Below are 15,565 nucleotides of genomic sequence, written 5' to 3' on the forward strand. Positions count from 1 at the left end.
AAAAGAATTTACAGAAAAATAAAGGGATTAATTTAATGAACAAGGAGAAAAGCTCTATTAGCAGAAAAGTGGAGGTTTGATGATGAACATTTATCTACAGCCTTTAAGTGCAGAAGATGCAGAGCCTATTTTGAAAATGGAACAAAGAAACAGAGAGTTTTTCAGCCAGTTTGCACCTGACAGAGACGATCAATATTATACGCTGGAAGGGCAAATAAGCAGAATGAAGAAATTTGAGGAAAACCGGGAAAAGGATTCAGGATATTCTTTTGGTATCTACCTGCACCAATCAAAAAAATTAATTGGACAAATTGGCTTTTTTAAAGTAGAAAGGGGTCCAGCCCAAAAGGCAATGATCGGTTATTCCTTAGATCAGGACCATAACGGAAAAGGGTACATGACAGAGGCCGTTCAGTTAATCGTCGACTTTGGCTTCAATGAATTGAATCTGCATCGAATAGAGGCGGAAGTCATGCCACACAACAAAGGCTCAATCCGCATTTTGGAGAAATCAGGCTTTCACAAAGAGGGAATTTCAAAGAAAAACGTCATGATCAACGGTAATTGGGAGGATCATCAGGTTTTGGCCATCATTAATGAGAGTTATAGAGCTAAATAGTGTTTAGAAACGTCTCAATAAGCCAATATAGAGCCCAAATTAGAAAGAAAACGATCAGATGAGAATGGTTATCGGCTATTTTTCGGATATATCGACTATTTTTCAAAGATATCGACTATTTTTTAGATATATCGTCTATTTTTCGAATATATCGACCATTATTTTTATATATCGACTTTTCGGGGGGATTCGACACGGACTCCAGCCTTCTAACCAGATTATGGAGAAGAAGGTAGAACTGGCGGCTGTGCTCTGAAGCATAGCCTCCTTACCTCAATACAACCGAAAACACACACCCGCCTGAATCGCTCTCCTTCAGCACCAAATCCCCGCCCAAAGCCTTCGCAAGCATTTTGCTGAACGGCAATCCAAGTCCGAGCCCGCGTACCTTCAGTTTTTTCTTTTCACCCCGGAAAAAGCGTTCGAAGATATACGGCTGCTCACTTTCGGGTATACCTGGTCCGTTGTCAGCAACTTCAATCCGGTCTTCAAATAAAGTCACCGTAATTAGTCCTTTTCCGTCCATTGCCTGGCTGGAATTGTTCAATAGGTTGATGAGAATCTGCTGAAGTCTTAGTGGGTCGGTCTCGAGTGTAATGATTTTTTCTGGTGTATACACTACATACTTAACCTCGTTTTGCTGAGTCACGCTCCACTGCCTGACAATATTATGAATAAGTTCGTTCATATTGCATGTCTCCGGATGAAGGGTAAAGGCGCCGGCGGATAGGGAGTTAAAGTCCAGCAGGTCCGCGATCATCGTTTGGAGACGATGGATTTCTTTAAGTGTAATGTCCAGAAATTCCTGGCGTTCTTCGCCGGTGACGATTCCGTCTCTCACAGCCTGGACGAGTCCGCTGATGGAGGTGACGGGTGTTTTTAAATCATGTGTAACGCCTGCGAGCAGCTCGGCTCTCAGTTTTTCAAGCTGAGTCAGCCTCTGCGTCATCTCTTCAAAAGAGGTTACGAGGTCGTAGATTTCCTGTTCCCTCACGTCAGAGTTCAGCTTGATATCGTATTGCCCTTCTTTGATTTCAGCCGCAGCGAGGGCGACCTCCTGGATCGGCTTCAGGATCCGTTTGGAGAGAATATAGATGACGAGCCAGCCTAGGAGTCCAAGGCCAATAAGTAAAATGGCGATTAGGCGGTATTCCTGATTGACGTCTGCCAGCTGGTCTTCTGTCTGCATGACGACAACCCAGCCTTTTTGCACCGAATCAATGACAATAGGCTCTTTAATGGTGTAAACGGACGTTCCGTTAATCTTTAATTTTTGAACGGTTTCATTATTGGAAAAAATGTTTGCAGGAAGCTTCAGCTTTTCAGGTCCCATCTCGGGTCCCGGACCCCTATGCGGTCCTCTTACCAGGACGCCTTTCTTATTCGTAATGAAAATTTGCGGGGGACGGCCCATATCCAAAACCCGGGAACGCTGATCAATCCGTCGGTCAAAGTCTTCAAAATTTTTTTGTCCGGCTGCTGTCTCGGCCGATTCAGCTGCTAAATATTCAAGCAAATTCAGCCGGTTATCAATGGTCGTCTGGCGGATCCACCAGAAGGAGCCGATACCTAAAATGAGCAGACCGATACAAAGGGAGAAGAGGTACCGGGTCGTCCAATATTTTAATAATGTTGTCCGTTTTTTATTTTTCGTAAACACTGAACTGATACCCCAATCCTCTGAGCGTTCTGATCTCACCGTAGGCGGATGACCAATTAATGAGCGCCTGGCGGATCCGCTTCACCGCAAGATCCACTGCCCGGTCGCTTCCTTCATAGTCCATGCCCCATACATGTTCAATTAATTCTTCTCTAGTAAAGGTCCGGTTCGGCCGCTCTGCAAGGAAGATGAGCAGCGAGAGATCCTTCGGAGTCAGGATCACGGATTCGCCATCAATGGTCACAAGATGGGAATCAAAGTGAATGCTTAAATTCCCGATTTGCTTCCGATTATCGGATTCCAGGATTTTTGAAGAACGGCGCAGTACAGCGTTCACCCTGGCAATGACTTCTTCACCGATAAACGGCTTTGAAATGTAATCATCCGCGCCTTGATTGAGTCCTTTTAATTTATAATCAATGTCTCCGAGCGCCGTCAGCATAATGACTGGACAGGCACTTACTTTTCTGATTTCCTGTAAAACCTCCCAGCCCTCCATACCCGGAAGCATCACATCCAGCAGGACAAGGTCAGGGGATTTTTCCCGGAAAACAGCTACCGCATCATTCCCGTCAAAGGCTTGGAGCACTTCATATCCTTCGTGTTTTAAATAAACACTCAACACTCTTGAAATAGTTTCCTCATCTTCTGCTACTAAAATGGTTTTATTCATGACCGCTCCTCCTGTTACCTTCACTATACAAGAAAACTCCCTGGCTATAAATACCAAGGAGTTTCGCTTGTATCTTTTTTAGATGCCCATTCCTTGAGGAGCAGCGTCCGGTCCGTCTTGATCGGGTGTGCCTACAGGACCGCCTTCTCCTGGTCCGCCATGCCCGCGGCCGCCGCCATTATGACCGCCGTGCCCTTTGCCATGATCCGGTCCGAATCCGCCTAAACCTAAACCGAATCCGTCTTTATCCAGCAATTCGTTCAGCTTGTCTGGATTTTTCGTTTTGATTTCTTCTAATAAATCACGAGTCGTTTTATCCGCAGTCGAAATGTTCAGCTCTTTTGCAAGCTTCGCAATTTTTTTATCCATCACTTCGGAAGCGATTTGTTGAACGGTTTTGCCATCCACTGTGATTCCGTATTGTTTCGAATCCGCTTTTACTTTTGCTATGCGGACTTCCTGAGCAAGGTCGCGGATGTCTTTACCGCTCGTTGATATGCCCAGTTCTTTTGCTTCTTTGTTAACGGCTGCCGTGAAAACTTCCTGCTGGATGGTTTGCTGATCCTTGCCGCTTATTGAAACGCCAAGCTCTTTTGCTTTTTTGTTCAGAGCTGCTGTCATTACATCCTGTCTAAGTGTTTGCTCATCTTTATTGTCAGCAGATACGCCGAGTTCTTTTGCTTTTTTCTTCAGCTGGGCAAGCTCGATCTCATTATGAAGGGTTTGCTCATCCTTGTTCGCTGTAGAAAGACCAAGCGCTTTTGCCTGTTTTTGAAGCTTCGCCAAGTGAACTTCCTGCGCCAGTGTTTCAAGATCTTTGCCGGCTGTTTTTATACCAAGCTCCTTCGCTTCTTTATTTACAGCTGCGGTCCTGATTTCCTTCATGATTTCCGGAGCTGTTTTACCCGTTGTACTGATGCCGAGTGACTTCGCTTGAGCCAGCAGCTCGTCTGTATTTCCGCCGAAGAATCCTTTAGGACCATGTCCTTTATGTCCGAATCCCTTTCCGCCGAAATCCTGCTTAGCCGTGCTTGCATCGGCCGCCGCTGTAGTTTTTGTATTTGCATCACTTGCTGCGAAAGCTGAAGATGCTGCATAGCCTCCAAGTAAAACCGTTCCTGCAACCGCAAAGCTTATAGCTGATTTTTTCATTTGTATTTCCTCCTAAGTATGGGCGTTTTAAGGTTGTTTGCCTTGCTGAACCTTATACTCATACTTTACTGGGCGAATGTGTCAGGTAAATGTCAAGGGTAAGGCTTATTAAAGTTTTTCTAGGAATTTCAGTCAGTGTTTGGAAGGATTTGAAGTCAGGAAGATGTCAGAGCTTAAGTTGCGGGTGGAGAAATGCAAAGAATCCATATAAAAGACGAACGAACTTTGTTATGATTATTAATGTATACGCTTACATAAACCTTCATAAAAATTTTAACAAAGGAGGATACAAGCAGATTTAATGATATTATTATATCTTTCGTAGAAAATGTCCCAACGCAAAGGGGCAAAGGCAAGAAAATGTGGTACAACAGACAAAAAAGATTGTTTATAGGGGGAGTTTTCAGCATGATGAACTATTTGCAAAGAATTGGCCGTTCCTTAATGCTTCCGGTTGCGGTATTGCCGGCAGCGGCTATATTAATGGGGATTGGCTATTGGATGGATCCAACGGGATGGGGGGCGTCGATTCCGGCTGCCGCTTTTCTGATAAAAGCGGGTTCTTCCATTATTGATAATATGGGAATTTTGTTCGCGGTGGGAGTAGCCTTAGGGATGGCGAAGGAACGGGATGGTTCCGCTGCATTAAGCGGACTCGTTGCCTTTCTCGTCATCACCACTTTGCTGTCATCGGATACAGTCGCCATGCTTCAGGGGATAGACGCGGCGAAAGTAAATCCGGCCTTTGGAAAAATAGAGAACCAGTTTATCGGAATTCTATCCGGTATCATTGCGTCCATTATGTATAACCGCTTTAGCCATGTGAAGCTTGTGGATGCGCTGGCCTTCTTTAGCGGGAAACGTCTTGTACCAATTATGTCGGCAGTCGCTATGCTTATCGTTTCAGGCATCCTGCTATTTGTTTGGCCGGTTGTATTCTCTGGCCTGGTTTCCTTCGGTGAAGCAATCAGTAAGCTTGGATTTGTGGGTGCCGGTCTTTACGGATTTTTCAATCGTTTATTAATTCCTACGGGTCTTCACCACGCACTTAATTCAGTTTTCTGGTTTGACGTGGCGGGGATCAACGATATCGGTAATTTCTGGTCCGGCAAGGGAACCAAAGGTGTAACCGGAATGTATCAGGCGGGCTTCTTCCCGGTTATGATGTTCGGTCTTCCGGCAGCTGCGCTTGCGATGTACCACACAGCAAAAACAAAGAATAAAAAGCAAGTCGCTTCACTCATGCTTGCGGCAGGTGTGGCATCCTTCTTTACGGGAGTAACCGAGCCATTGGAATTCGCCTTCATGTTTGTGGCGCCGCTATTGTTTGTTGCCCATGCAGTTTTAACGGGATTATCACTTGCAGTTGCGGCTTTCTTCCACTGGACGGCAGGCTTTGGTTTCAGTGCCGGATTCATTGACTTTTTCTTAAGCTCCAGACTTCCTTTAGCAAACAGCCCATACATGCTCATTGTTCAAGGACTAGTCTTCGCCGTACTTTACTACTTCTTGTTCCGTTTCCTGATTGTGAAATTCAACTTGATGACACCTGGAAGAGAAGAAAATGATGCAGCAAAGTTAGATGAAGGACTCGTAGTAAACGAAGCAGCACCTGCAGTTGCAGGAGCGGGTACAGAAAACAAATTTACGCTTATGGCTGCCAGAATTTACGAAGGTCTGGGTGGAGACGACAATGTCACATCCATCGACAACTGCGTCACCCGTCTTCGAATTGAAGTAAAAGATATGAAAGCCGTCGATCAGCAAAAGATCAAAGCAACCGGTGTACCGGGAATCAACATCGTCGGCGCCAGCAGCATTCAGGTTATTGTAGGAACGAATGTACAGTTTGTGGCGGATGAGATGCAGAAAATAAGGAAATAGCAAGGAGAATTGGAAAGGGGTGTCAGCTCCTTTCTTTTTTGATTTATAGTGAAAGAAAAGTTCAAATTGAGAGACGGACTAAGGATAAATTCTTCATGGCGTCTCTTCCGTATTGTGGACTTAGCGTCCGACTAACTTAAAGAAAGGAGCATTCACGTGACAAGCGATTTTCCTCCAAAATTAGCAAAACCCGCACAGCGTGCACTTGCAGGTGCAGGGTACGTTCGTCTTGAACAGCTGACAGAGGTTAGCGAGAAAGAACTTTTAAAGCTGCATGGAATGGGACCGAAAGCGATTGGGCAGCTTCGGGAAGCTCTGCAGGAAAAAGGGTTGTTGTTCCGTAATTAAATCGCCCTCTCTAAAATAGAGGGATAAACACCAAGAAGAAAGAATACATACCTATGTAAAAGATAATTGGGGCAGCGGCAATCTGTCCCATTTTGGAGTGTGAAAAATGAGCGAATCGATTATCAGCGTAAATAGCCTCGTCAAGAAATATGGGGACTTCACGGCTGTGAATGGAATCAAGTTTGAAGTGAGGAAGGGCGAAGTGTTTGGTGTGCTCGGCCCAAATGGAGCGGGGAAGACGACGACGCTTGAGATGCTTGTCGGACTCCGTAAGCCGGACGGCGGTTCGGCGGATATCGGCGGATTTGATGTGGTGCGGGATTTAAATAAGGTGAAGGAAGTCATCGGTGTTCAGCTTCAGTCGACGACGTTGTTTGAGCTGTTAACGGTTGAGGAGATTTTGGTCTTGTATGCAAGTTTTTATAAAAAGCACATTCCCATCCATCCGCTCATTGAGGATATGCTGCTGACGGACAAAACGAAAAGCAGGATTAAAAGCTTATCCGGCGGACAGAAGCAGAGGCTTGCCATTGCGCTTGCTCTTGTCCATGATCCGTGGATTATTTTTCTCGACGAGCCGACAACGGGTCTTGATCCGCAGGCAAGAAGAACACTGTGGGACATCATCTTTAAGCTGAAGGAAAAAGGGAAAACGGTGGTCTTGACGACGCATTATATGGATGAAGCCCATGTACTGTGCGACCGGATTGCGATTATGGATCAGGGAAATCTGATTGCGCTGGATACACCGGCTGAGCTTGTAAGGAGCCTTCACTCGGAAAATGCTGTTGAATTCCGTTTTGAAGAGGAAGGGGCCGAACTGGACCTTACTCAAATAGAAGGAGTGAAGCAGGTTGGCAGTCAAAAGGACGCAACCATTTTGTATACGGATAATCTGCAGGCAACCTTAACGAGTCTTATCCAGACAGCCGCCGATCAAGGCTTGAAACTCGCAGATTTGCAGATCCGGACGGCAACGCTCGAGGACGTCTTTATCCATATGACCGGAAGGAGTTTGAGGGAAGCATGAAGGCATATTGGCAATTGACGTTAACCCAGCTGCGGATTTTTATCCGGAACCGCCAAGTCTTATTTTGGACGCTTGCGTTTCCGATTTTTCTGATGGTCATGCTCGGATCCTTCCTTGGCGGCGGCAACAGCATGTCTGTCAAGGTTGGAGTAGTGGATGAGGATCAATCCGCGGAGTCTAAGGCGTTCGTAGAGGCACTAAAGAAAAATCAGGCCATGGAGCTGGAAAAGGAATCGAATGAAGACAAGGCATTCAGTGCCGTGAAAAAAGGAGACCTGCAAATCGCAATTGTGATTCCAAAGGATTATGCAGAAAAGCTCGGCAAGGGCGCTCCATTTAAAATGCCTGTTTACTATGATGAAACAAATGCGGCCGCATCCCAAATCGGGCTTCAGCTAGTTAACGGAGCGGTTGATCAAATCAGCAAGGAGCAGGTCAATTACAAGCCGGTTGTGGTGACGGAAGCAAAAGGAATCGAAACACTCAACCTTCAATACATCGACTTCCTCGTACCTGGAATCGTTGCGATGATGATCATGAGCAACAATATGAACGGGGTCGCAGGGCAGATTGCGGCGTGGAGAGAACGCGGTATTTTGAGAAGGATGCAGGGGACGACGCTCAAGGCTTCGACCTTTATTGCCGCTCAAATTACTGCCCGCCTCATGCTGAACGGCTTGCAGGCACTGCTTGTCCTCATCATCGCCCAGCTGATTTTCGGAGTGGACGTGCGAGGCTCATGGCTGACGCTTGTTGGCTTTGTTATTTTAGGAACACTTGCCTTTATGGCAATCGGATTTATTATCGCAGGAATTGCGAAAACACCGGAAAGCGCCGCGCCAATCGCAGGCTTCCTTTCCTTCCCGATGCTATTTTTGGGAGGCGTCTTTTTCCCCATCAAAGACATGCCGGATTTCCTGCAGCCAATCGTGTACGTTCTCCCAATTTCCCACTTAAGCCATGCGCTGAGGGAAGTCATGAACGTCGGCGCATCACTAATGACACTTGGTACGGAAGCTCTGATTCTTGCATGCTGGGTAGCAGGGGCTTTTATCATCGCGAGCTTTACGTTTAAATGGGAGTAAGGAAAAGGAATAGATAGGTAGAGGTGATTTCTATGGGAATCTGCAATCTCGATCATTCAAGTGAAGACGTCCTGAAGAAGCTTATGCAGCAGCAGGAACATCTGCCCCAAAAAACGGCAATGGACACCGAGATATTTTTGCAGAATGAGCAGCGGCAGGAAACATTGAATGAAGTCTTTCATTTATTAAAAAAATACGATCTCGCTTCTGTGGAAGAGCGGGAAGAACGCAATGACCAGCTGAATGCTTTGGTTGCTGCTGCTGGAACAGAATCCTGAGGGGTTCTGTTTTTTTCTATTGAAAAATCAAAACTTGCTGAATAAGCTGCTTTGGTCGGCACAGAAGGTCTGCAACATTGCTCGAGGAACATAGTCTGAAAGACAACTAGCCGAAAATTCCCGTTTCCCACCCAACCTTCAAGGGTAGAGTACAAAACACGATATTTACATACTTATCCAAAGGGGTGGCAAAACAAGGTGAGCAATCGCAAGGATGAACAGATGGAACAGTACCGGGTCGACGATGAGGGTAAAAAACTGACGACGAATCAGGGGTTAAAGGTTTCTGAGGATGAGTTTTCGCTTAAGGCAGGAGAACGGGGACCAACACTGCTGGAGGATTTTCATTTTCGCGAAAAAATGACCCACTTTGACCATGAGCGGATTCCGGAGCGGATTGTGCATGCGCGCGGCTTTGCGGCGCATGGTGAGTTCGAAGTTTACGAGTCTATGAAAGAGTTTACGAGAGCTGGATTTTTACAGGATCCTTCTGTAAAAACTCCTGTTTTTGTTCGCTTTTCAACAGTTGCCGGATCGCGCGGTTCTGCTGAAACGGTTCGTGATGCCCGCGGCTTTGCGACGAAGTTTTACACAGAGGAAGGGAATTACGATTTAGTCGGAAACAACATCCCGGTGTTTTTTATTCAGGATGCAATCAAGTTTCCGGATTTGATTCATGCGGTAAAACCTGAGCCTCATAACGAGATTCCCCAGGCTGCATCGGCACACGATACGTTCTGGGATTTCGTTGGGAACAATCAGGAAGCGGCGCATATGGTGATGTGGACAATGTCCGATCGGGCCATTCCGAGAAGCCTGCGCATGATGGAGGGCTTCGGCGTTCATACATTCCGTTTTGTGAATGAAGAAGGAAAAGCGCGGTTTGTGAAATTTCATTGGAAACCAGTTCTTGGCACGCATTCCCTCGTCTGGGATGAAGCGCAGATAATCAACGGGAAGGATCCGGATTTCCACCGCCGGGATTTATATGACTCGATTGAAAATGGAGACTATCCGGAGTATGAGCTTGGGGTTCAGATGATTGAAGAAGAGGACGAGTTTAAATTTGACTTTGATCTGCTGGATCCGACGAAGCTTTGGCCGGAAGAAGATATTCCTGTGAAACTCATCGGGAAAATGACGTTAAACCGCAATGTGGACAACGTGTTTGCGGAAACGGAGCAGGTTGCCTTCCATCCAGGATCGGTTGTACCAGGAATTGATTTTTCCAATGATCCGCTTCTGCAGGGACGCCTGTTTTCCTATACAGATACACAGCTGATCCGCCTTGGCGGTCCGAATTTCCATGAGCTGCCGATCAACCGTCCGGTATGCCCGTTCTTTAACAATCAGCGAGACGGCTACGGAAGACATACGATCAACCGCGGTCAGGTCGCGTACCATAAAAACTCGCTTGCTGCGAATACACCGTCTCCGGCCAGTGCCGAAGAGGGCGGATATGTTCATTACCAGGAGAGAGTGGAAGGGTATAAGATTCGCGCGCGCAGCGACAGCTTTAAGGATCATTTCTCCCAGGCAACGCTATTCTGGAACAGCATGAGCCAGCCTGAAAAAGAGCATATCATTGACGCATTCAGCTTCGAGCTTGGAAAAGTGAAGAGCGAATCCGTTCAGCAGCAGGTTGTCGACATGTTCGCCAATGTCAGTCTGGAGCTCGCACAAGGGTTTGCTGAAGCGATTGGCGTAACGCCGCCGGAGCAGGGCGGTTCTAACGTAACAAAATCTTCTCCTGCACTCAGCCAGGAAAAAACGAAAAAGAGTCCGGAAACCCGGAAAGTTGGCGTGATTTTGGACGATGGCTTTAACGGACCGGAAGTTAGCTCGGTTCTTGATAGCCTGAAAGCCAAGGGCATCCAGCCGGAAATCATCAGCAGCAAGCTTGGCAAGCTGAAGGGCACAGACGGAAGCGAGCGGAAAGTGGACCACACCTTCCTTACATGCGACTCCGTTTTGTTTGATGCGATTTATGCAGTTGGCGGACAGGGAGCGAGCAAACGATTCCACCGCGATGCATCGGCATTTCTGCAGGAAGCCTTTATGCACTATAAACCGATTGGGGCGACCCATGAGGGCGAGAAGTGGCTTGAGGCGAATGAGATGAAGAACAGTCCAGGCGTAGTGAGCGGGAATAGCAGTGAAAAGTTTGCTTCGGCGTTTATCGATGCGATTACTGAACACCGTCATTGGGAGCGGGAAATAATCTAAGAAAGTTCGGTAGCGGCGGCCTTCCAATGGGAGGCCGCTGTTTTTGTGGGTACCTTCGTCGTGGGTGGTAGTCGAACTATGTCGAAAAATCGATATATCGAAATAATCGTCGATATAATCCCAAAATCGTCGATATAATTTTATTTTAGTCGATATATCAAAAAAATCGCCGATATATCGCCAGAATAGCCGATAAATACTTCAGCCGGTCTGCCAAACTCCCGCTGCGTACCTTTTTTCGATATAAAAATTGCCGATTTCAATAAGATATCAAGTTTTGCGATAATTAACTTCCCTCCAACCTGTTTTGACAGCGCTATCATTCGTAAAATATAATTCTATTAAACCCGAAACCGAAAGGACTGACTGAAATGTCCGCACAAACCGGTCAAAACACCTTAGAATTCGCCAAGCACCTTGATGAACAAGATCCGCTGGCTCATTTTCGCCAGGATTTTTACATATCCCCAGATACAATCTATCTCGATGGCAACTCACTTGGTCTGCTCTCTAAACGTTCCGAGCAGGCAGTCCATGATCTCCTCCATTCCTGGAAAACGCTCGGGATCGATGGCTGGACTGAGGGGGAGCATCCATGGTTTTACCTTCCGGAAAAGCTGGGCGAACAGATGGCTCCGCTCCTCGGTGCAGAAGCGGAGGAAGTCATCGTTACAGGCTCCACTACAGCGAACCTCCACCAGCTGATCGCAACGTTTTACAAGCCGAAAGGGACAAGAACGAAGATTGTGACCGATGAGATCACCTTCCCGACTGACATCTACGCTCTGCAAAGCCAGCTCCATCTAAAAGGATACGAGCCAAACGAGCACCTCATCAAGGTGAAAAGCCGCGATGGCCACACCTTAAACGAGGAGGACATCATCGCCGCAATGACGGAGGAAGTTGCAATTGTTATCTTATCAGGTGTTCAATACCGGAGCGGCCAGGCGCTGGATATGGAAAAACTGACAAAAGAAGCGCACAAACGCGGAATCCTTATCGGCTTCGATCTGTGCCATTCAGTCGGTTCCATCCCGCATCATCTTTCACAATGGAACGTCGATTTCGCATTTTGGTGCACCTATAAACACTTAAACGGCGGTCCCGGTGCAGTCGGCGCTCTTTATGTAAACAAGCGTCATTTCGGCACATTGCCAGGACTTGCCGGCTGGTTCAGTTCGGATAAATCGAAGCAGTTCGATATGGAGCATGAGCTGACTGCAGCACCGCATGCTGGAGCTTTTCAAATGGGGACTCCGCATATCCTGAGTATAGCGCCGCTGCTCGGTTCACTCTCCATTTTCAATGAAGCCGGCATGGAAAAAATCCGCGGGAAATCTTTAAAACTGACTCAATACATGATGGACCTGATGAGTCAGGAACTATCGGAGTATGGTTTTACGATTCGCAATCCAATCGATGATACGAGAGGCGGGCATCTTTTCATTGAGCACCCTGAAGCGGCAAGAATCTGCCGGGCGTTAAAAGAAGAGAAGATCATTCCCGATTTCCGCTCGCCAAATGGAATCCGCCTTGCACCCGTCGCTCTTTACAACTCTTTCGGGGATGTATGGCGGACCATTCAAAAGCTGAAGATCATCATGAAGGAAGAAACGTATAAAAAATTCGAAAACAAGCGCGGAGTGGTGGCCTAGATGACATGGATTGATATTTCACAGCCGCTGAACTCCAAAATCGGCCATTGGCCCGGTGATACGCCATTTTCCTATGAAACGGTTTATACAAAGGAACAGACCGGCTCTGTAAACATCGGGAAAATAACGACCAGCCTGCATAGCGGTACTCACGTGGACGCACCGTTTCACTTCGATGACCGCGGGCCGAAAATAAACGAGCTCGATATCAATCTGTTCATCGGCCCAGCGAGAGTCATCGATATGACGGATCAGCTCCAAATCAGCAGGGAAACAGTAAGCCGATATAACCTAGACGGAGTTACCCGCCTGCTAATCAAAACAGCCGTCCCGAACAAGCCGGAAATCTTCACGGAAAAAATTGTGCCCCTCGATCCGGACTGCGGGGCCTTTCTAAAAGAAAAGGGAATCTTCCTGATCGGGGTAGACGTTCCATCCGTCGACCAGCTGGACAGCAAGGATATGGCGGCTCATCACGCTCTATATAAAAACGGTGTACATATTCTTGAAAACATCATGCTCGACGAGATCGAACCGGGTGATTATGACCTGGTTGCGCTCCCCCTTCCAATTGAAGGAGCGGACGGGAGTCCAGTAAGGGCGGTCATTAAAAAAAGGGGGAGTGGCGAATGACGCAGCAGCCGGCCGATTCTGAAAAATCCATACATACCGATTTCAAAAACAGTATGACCTACGGGGAATATCTCCAGCTGGATAAAATTTTAGCCGGTCAGGCAAGGCTCTCTGATCATCATGATGAAATGCTGTTTATCATTATCCACCAGGTGAGTGAGCTTTGGATGAAGCTGATTCTCCATGAACTGGAATCTTCTATTGCCGCCATCGTTAAAGGAGATTTGCAGACGGCATTCAAACAACTGGCCAGGGTTTCAAAAACACAATCTCAAATCACTCAGGCATGGGACGTTCTATCCACACTGACGCCTTCCGAATACATGGAATTCAGGGATACGCTCGGTCAGGCTTCCGGATTTCAGTCCTATCAATACAGAATGATTGAGTTTGCGCTTGGATACAAAACGCCGCATGTCTTGAAAATTTATGAAAAGGACCAGGAGCTTCATGCACGTCTGGAAAAAGCATATAAAGAACCCGGTCTATATGACGTTTCCATCCAGGCACTTGCGAAAGCAGGCCTCCCTATCAGTCCGGATATTTTAAACAGAGACTGCACGAAGCCTTATAGGAAAGATGACTCCGTCCAGGCTGCATGGCTGACGGTTTATCGCAACACGGATCAATACTGGGATTTGTATCAGCTGGCGGAAAAGCTCGTTGATATTGAGGACTGGCTGCAGCAATGGAGGTTCCGTCACATGAAAACGGTGGAGCGGATTATCGGTTTTAAGCAGGGGACGGGCGGTTCTTCCGGAGTTAACTATCTGAAAAAAGTACTAGATCAGCAGTTCTTTCCCGAGCTATGGGATTTGAGGACGGAGATTTGAATAGAGGCACTCCTGATCATCGGGAGTGTCTCTTTTGGTAAGAAAATAGTCTTGTAGATTTTCCAAAAAACCCTACTTCAGGAACAGAAAGGGTGATAGAATAATTCTTTGTGAGGTCCAAAATGAAACTCAAGAGGAGAACTGTCTGAAAGATGAATACCGACCAGATGAAGCTTGTTCACAAGCGTGAGGAATTATTATTTGTTTTCTGTTTAATTGCGAGTCTTGCCATTATTGTATCGCTTCTTATATCCGTTGTAGGTGCTGTCATTTTGGCTGCGCTGGGCCTAATTACATGGTTCAGCCATGCGATTTCCATGGCGCATATTCAAGTAAACGGGGTGAGATTAAGAGAAACCCAGTTTCCGTCTTTATATGAGAGAACGAAACAGATCAGCGAAGCAATGGGCTTGAAAAAAATGCCCGAGGTTTACATTGTTGAATCCGGCGGAGTGCTGAATGCTTTTGCAACCAGGATATTCAGTCAGTTTGGAAAAAATTTTGTGATTTTGTATTCAGATTTTGTGGAGCTTGCAGAGGACGGCCGCGAAGATGAGGTTGAATACGTAATTGCACATGAACTTGCCCACATTAAAAGAAACCATATCGGGAAAAACTTTTATGTGTTTCCTGCCATGTGGGTACCATTTCTTGGAGAAGCTTATTCCAGAGCTTGTGAGTATACGTGCGACCGGATGGCGGTCCATTATACGCAGAAACCGGATCGTGCCATTCAGGCTTTATTGGTGTTTGCGGCAGGAAAACGGTTGTTTAAAAATATTCAGCTGCCGGAATTCCTTGAGCAGTATAACGAAAAAAAGGGGTTCTTAGTCACCTTAATGGAGCTCGTTTCCACCCATCCTCCGCTTCCAAAGAGAATTGCTGCAATCGAAAACTTTGCAGGGCTGCCTGAATCAGCAAAGCTTAAGAGAAGTACGAAGTATGTGATTATTATGGCGCTTGGTGCGGGGATTCTTATTCCGGCTGCATTCACCGCGCTTGGTATATATGCGTTCACAAGCTTTGAAGCTGCTGTGAAAGATAGTGGGATTCTGGAAGATGACAGCGAAGATGAGAACTTAGAGAATCCTCCATTATTTAAAGCTGCTGAAGAGGGAAATGCGGAGGAAGCAATGAAGCTGATTGAAGAAGGCGCTGATCCGAATGAACAAAATAAAATTGGAGAAACCCCGTTAATAGGAGCGGTGTACGGCGGAGATCCTGAAATGGTCACTCTATTGCTTGAGAATGGTGCAGATCCTAAAATTGAAGATGAGTACGGATACATTCCATTAACGACCGCTGCTGAACTTGAAAACGTTGAAATAGCAAAACTTCTGCTTGAAGCAGGATCAGATCCAAACCATGAAAACGGCGATGGGGAGACTATTTTCGACATAGCCCAAAAAACGGGCAATGAAGAATTTTTAGAGCTTTTAAATCAATATAAGTAATAGGAAAGGCACTCCCAGAGAACGGGGAGTGCCTC

General features: G+C 46.6%; 14 protein-coding genes. 11 read left to right on the forward strand and 3 right to left on the reverse strand.

The window, feature by feature from the left end; translation table 11 throughout:
• Positions 1 to 79 precede the first annotated feature (79 nt).
• Positions 80 to 619: a GNAT family protein gene (locus WCV65_RS02655; RefSeq protein WP_338779833.1), complete on the forward strand. Its 540-nt coding sequence runs from the start codon at positions 80 to 82 to the stop codon at positions 617 to 619.
• A gap of 268 nt (positions 620 to 887) precedes the next feature.
• Here WCV65_RS02655 and WCV65_RS02660 read toward each other — a convergent pair whose 3' ends face one another.
• The 3 genes from WCV65_RS02660 to WCV65_RS02670 form a co-directional block, all read right to left on the reverse strand.
• Positions 888 to 2,279, reverse strand: a complete 1,392-nt coding sequence (locus WCV65_RS02660) for a HAMP domain-containing sensor histidine kinase (RefSeq protein ID WP_338779835.1) — start codon at positions 2,277 to 2,279, stop codon at positions 888 to 890.
• Positions 2,263 to 2,952, reverse strand: a complete 690-nt coding sequence (locus tag WCV65_RS02665) for a response regulator transcription factor (protein WP_338779837.1) — start codon at positions 2,950 to 2,952, stop codon at positions 2,263 to 2,265. The genes WCV65_RS02660 and WCV65_RS02665 overlap by 17 nt, the downstream gene beginning before the upstream one ends.
• Before the next feature lie 78 nt (positions 2,953 to 3,030).
• Positions 3,031 to 4,104, reverse strand: a complete 1,074-nt coding sequence (locus WCV65_RS02670; protein WP_338779838.1) for a hypothetical protein — start codon at positions 4,102 to 4,104, stop codon at positions 3,031 to 3,033.
• A gap of 408 nt (positions 4,105 to 4,512) precedes the next feature.
• Here WCV65_RS02670 and nagE point away from each other — a divergent pair, with 408 nt between their 5' ends.
• From nagE to WCV65_RS02720, 10 genes are all read left to right on the forward strand, one after another.
• Positions 4,513 to 5,988, forward strand: a complete 1,476-nt coding sequence (gene nagE / locus WCV65_RS02675) for an N-acetylglucosamine-specific PTS transporter subunit IIBC (protein WP_338779840.1) — start codon at positions 4,513 to 4,515, stop codon at positions 5,986 to 5,988.
• A gap of 156 nt (positions 5,989 to 6,144) precedes the next feature.
• Positions 6,145 to 6,336 carry a DNA-binding protein gene (locus tag WCV65_RS02680; protein ID WP_338779842.1) on the forward strand — a complete coding sequence of 64 codons (192 nt, stop codon included), beginning with the start codon at positions 6,145 to 6,147 and terminating at the stop codon, positions 6,334 to 6,336.
• Positions 6,337 to 6,442: 106 nt separating this feature from the next.
• On the forward strand, positions 6,443 to 7,366 hold the full coding sequence (locus WCV65_RS02685) for an ABC transporter ATP-binding protein (RefSeq protein WP_338779844.1): 924 nt from the start codon (positions 6,443 to 6,445) through the stop codon (positions 7,364 to 7,366).
• Positions 7,363 to 8,451 (forward strand): ABC transporter permease, encoded by a 1,089-nt coding sequence (locus tag WCV65_RS02690; RefSeq protein ID WP_338779846.1) that lies wholly within the window; start codon positions 7,363 to 7,365, stop codon positions 8,449 to 8,451. Before WCV65_RS02685 ends, WCV65_RS02690 begins: the two co-directional genes overlap by 4 nt.
• Positions 8,452 to 8,483: 32 nt before the next feature.
• Entirely contained in the window at positions 8,484 to 8,729 is a 246-nt protein-coding gene (locus WCV65_RS02695) for a hypothetical protein (RefSeq protein WP_338779848.1), read from the forward strand.
• A 222-nt stretch (positions 8,730 to 8,951) separates the two neighbouring features.
• On the forward strand, positions 8,952 to 10,955 hold the full coding sequence (locus WCV65_RS02700) for a catalase (RefSeq protein ID WP_338782129.1): 2,004 nt from the start codon (positions 8,952 to 8,954) through the stop codon (positions 10,953 to 10,955).
• A gap of 371 nt (positions 10,956 to 11,326) precedes the next feature.
• Positions 11,327 to 12,610 (forward strand): kynureninase, encoded by a 1,284-nt coding sequence (kynU, locus tag WCV65_RS02705; RefSeq protein WP_338779850.1) that lies wholly within the window; start codon positions 11,327 to 11,329, stop codon positions 12,608 to 12,610.
• Positions 12,611 to 13,243 (forward strand): arylformamidase, encoded by a 633-nt coding sequence (gene kynB / locus WCV65_RS02710; protein ID WP_338779852.1) that lies wholly within the window; start codon positions 12,611 to 12,613, stop codon positions 13,241 to 13,243.
• On the forward strand, positions 13,240 to 14,076 hold the full coding sequence (gene kynA, locus WCV65_RS02715; protein WP_338779854.1) for a tryptophan 2,3-dioxygenase: 837 nt from the start codon (positions 13,240 to 13,242) through the stop codon (positions 14,074 to 14,076). The genes kynB and kynA overlap by 4 nt, the downstream gene beginning before the upstream one ends.
• A 152-nt stretch (positions 14,077 to 14,228) precedes the next feature.
• Entirely contained in the window at positions 14,229 to 15,530 is a 1,302-nt protein-coding gene (locus WCV65_RS02720) for a M48 family metallopeptidase (protein ID WP_338779856.1), read from the forward strand.
• Positions 15,531 to 15,565: the final 35 nt, after the last annotated feature.

It is taken from the genome of Metabacillus sp. FJAT-52054, from assembly GCF_037201815.1.
Classification (GTDB): Bacteria; Bacillota; Bacilli; order Bacillales; family Bacillaceae; genus Metabacillus_B; species Metabacillus_B sediminis.

Excerpts from the sequence above, each read along its gene's own strand:
- nagE (WP_338779840.1), top strand. The coding sequence starts at position 4,513 with ATGATGAACTATTTGCAAAGAATTGGCCGTTCCTTAATGCTTCCGGTT.
- WCV65_RS02690 (WP_338779846.1), top strand. The coding sequence starts at position 7,363 with ATGAAGGCATATTGGCAATTGACGTTAACCCAGCTGCGGATTTTTATC.
- WCV65_RS02655 (WP_338779833.1), top strand. The coding sequence starts at position 80 with ATGATGAACATTTATCTACAGCCTTTAAGTGCAGAAGATGCAGAGCCT.
- kynU (WP_338779850.1), top strand. The coding sequence starts at position 11,327 with ATGTCCGCACAAACCGGTCAAAACACCTTAGAATTCGCCAAGCACCTT.
- WCV65_RS02670 (WP_338779838.1), bottom strand. The coding sequence starts at position 4,104 with ATGAAAAAATCAGCTATAAGCTTTGCGGTTGCAGGAACGGTTTTACTT.
- WCV65_RS02695 (WP_338779848.1), top strand. The coding sequence starts at position 8,484 with ATGGGAATCTGCAATCTCGATCATTCAAGTGAAGACGTCCTGAAGAAG.
- WCV65_RS02700 (WP_338782129.1), top strand. The coding sequence starts at position 8,952 with ATGGAACAGTACCGGGTCGACGATGAGGGTAAAAAACTGACGACGAAT.
- WCV65_RS02665 (WP_338779837.1), bottom strand. The coding sequence starts at position 2,952 with ATGAATAAAACCATTTTAGTAGCAGAAGATGAGGAAACTATTTCAAGA.
- kynA (WP_338779854.1), top strand. The coding sequence starts at position 13,240 with ATGACGCAGCAGCCGGCCGATTCTGAAAAATCCATACATACCGATTTC.
- WCV65_RS02685 (WP_338779844.1), top strand. The coding sequence starts at position 6,443 with ATGAGCGAATCGATTATCAGCGTAAATAGCCTCGTCAAGAAATATGGG.
- kynB (WP_338779852.1), top strand. The coding sequence starts at position 12,611 with ATGACATGGATTGATATTTCACAGCCGCTGAACTCCAAAATCGGCCAT.
- WCV65_RS02720 (WP_338779856.1), top strand. The coding sequence starts at position 14,229 with ATGAATACCGACCAGATGAAGCTTGTTCACAAGCGTGAGGAATTATTA.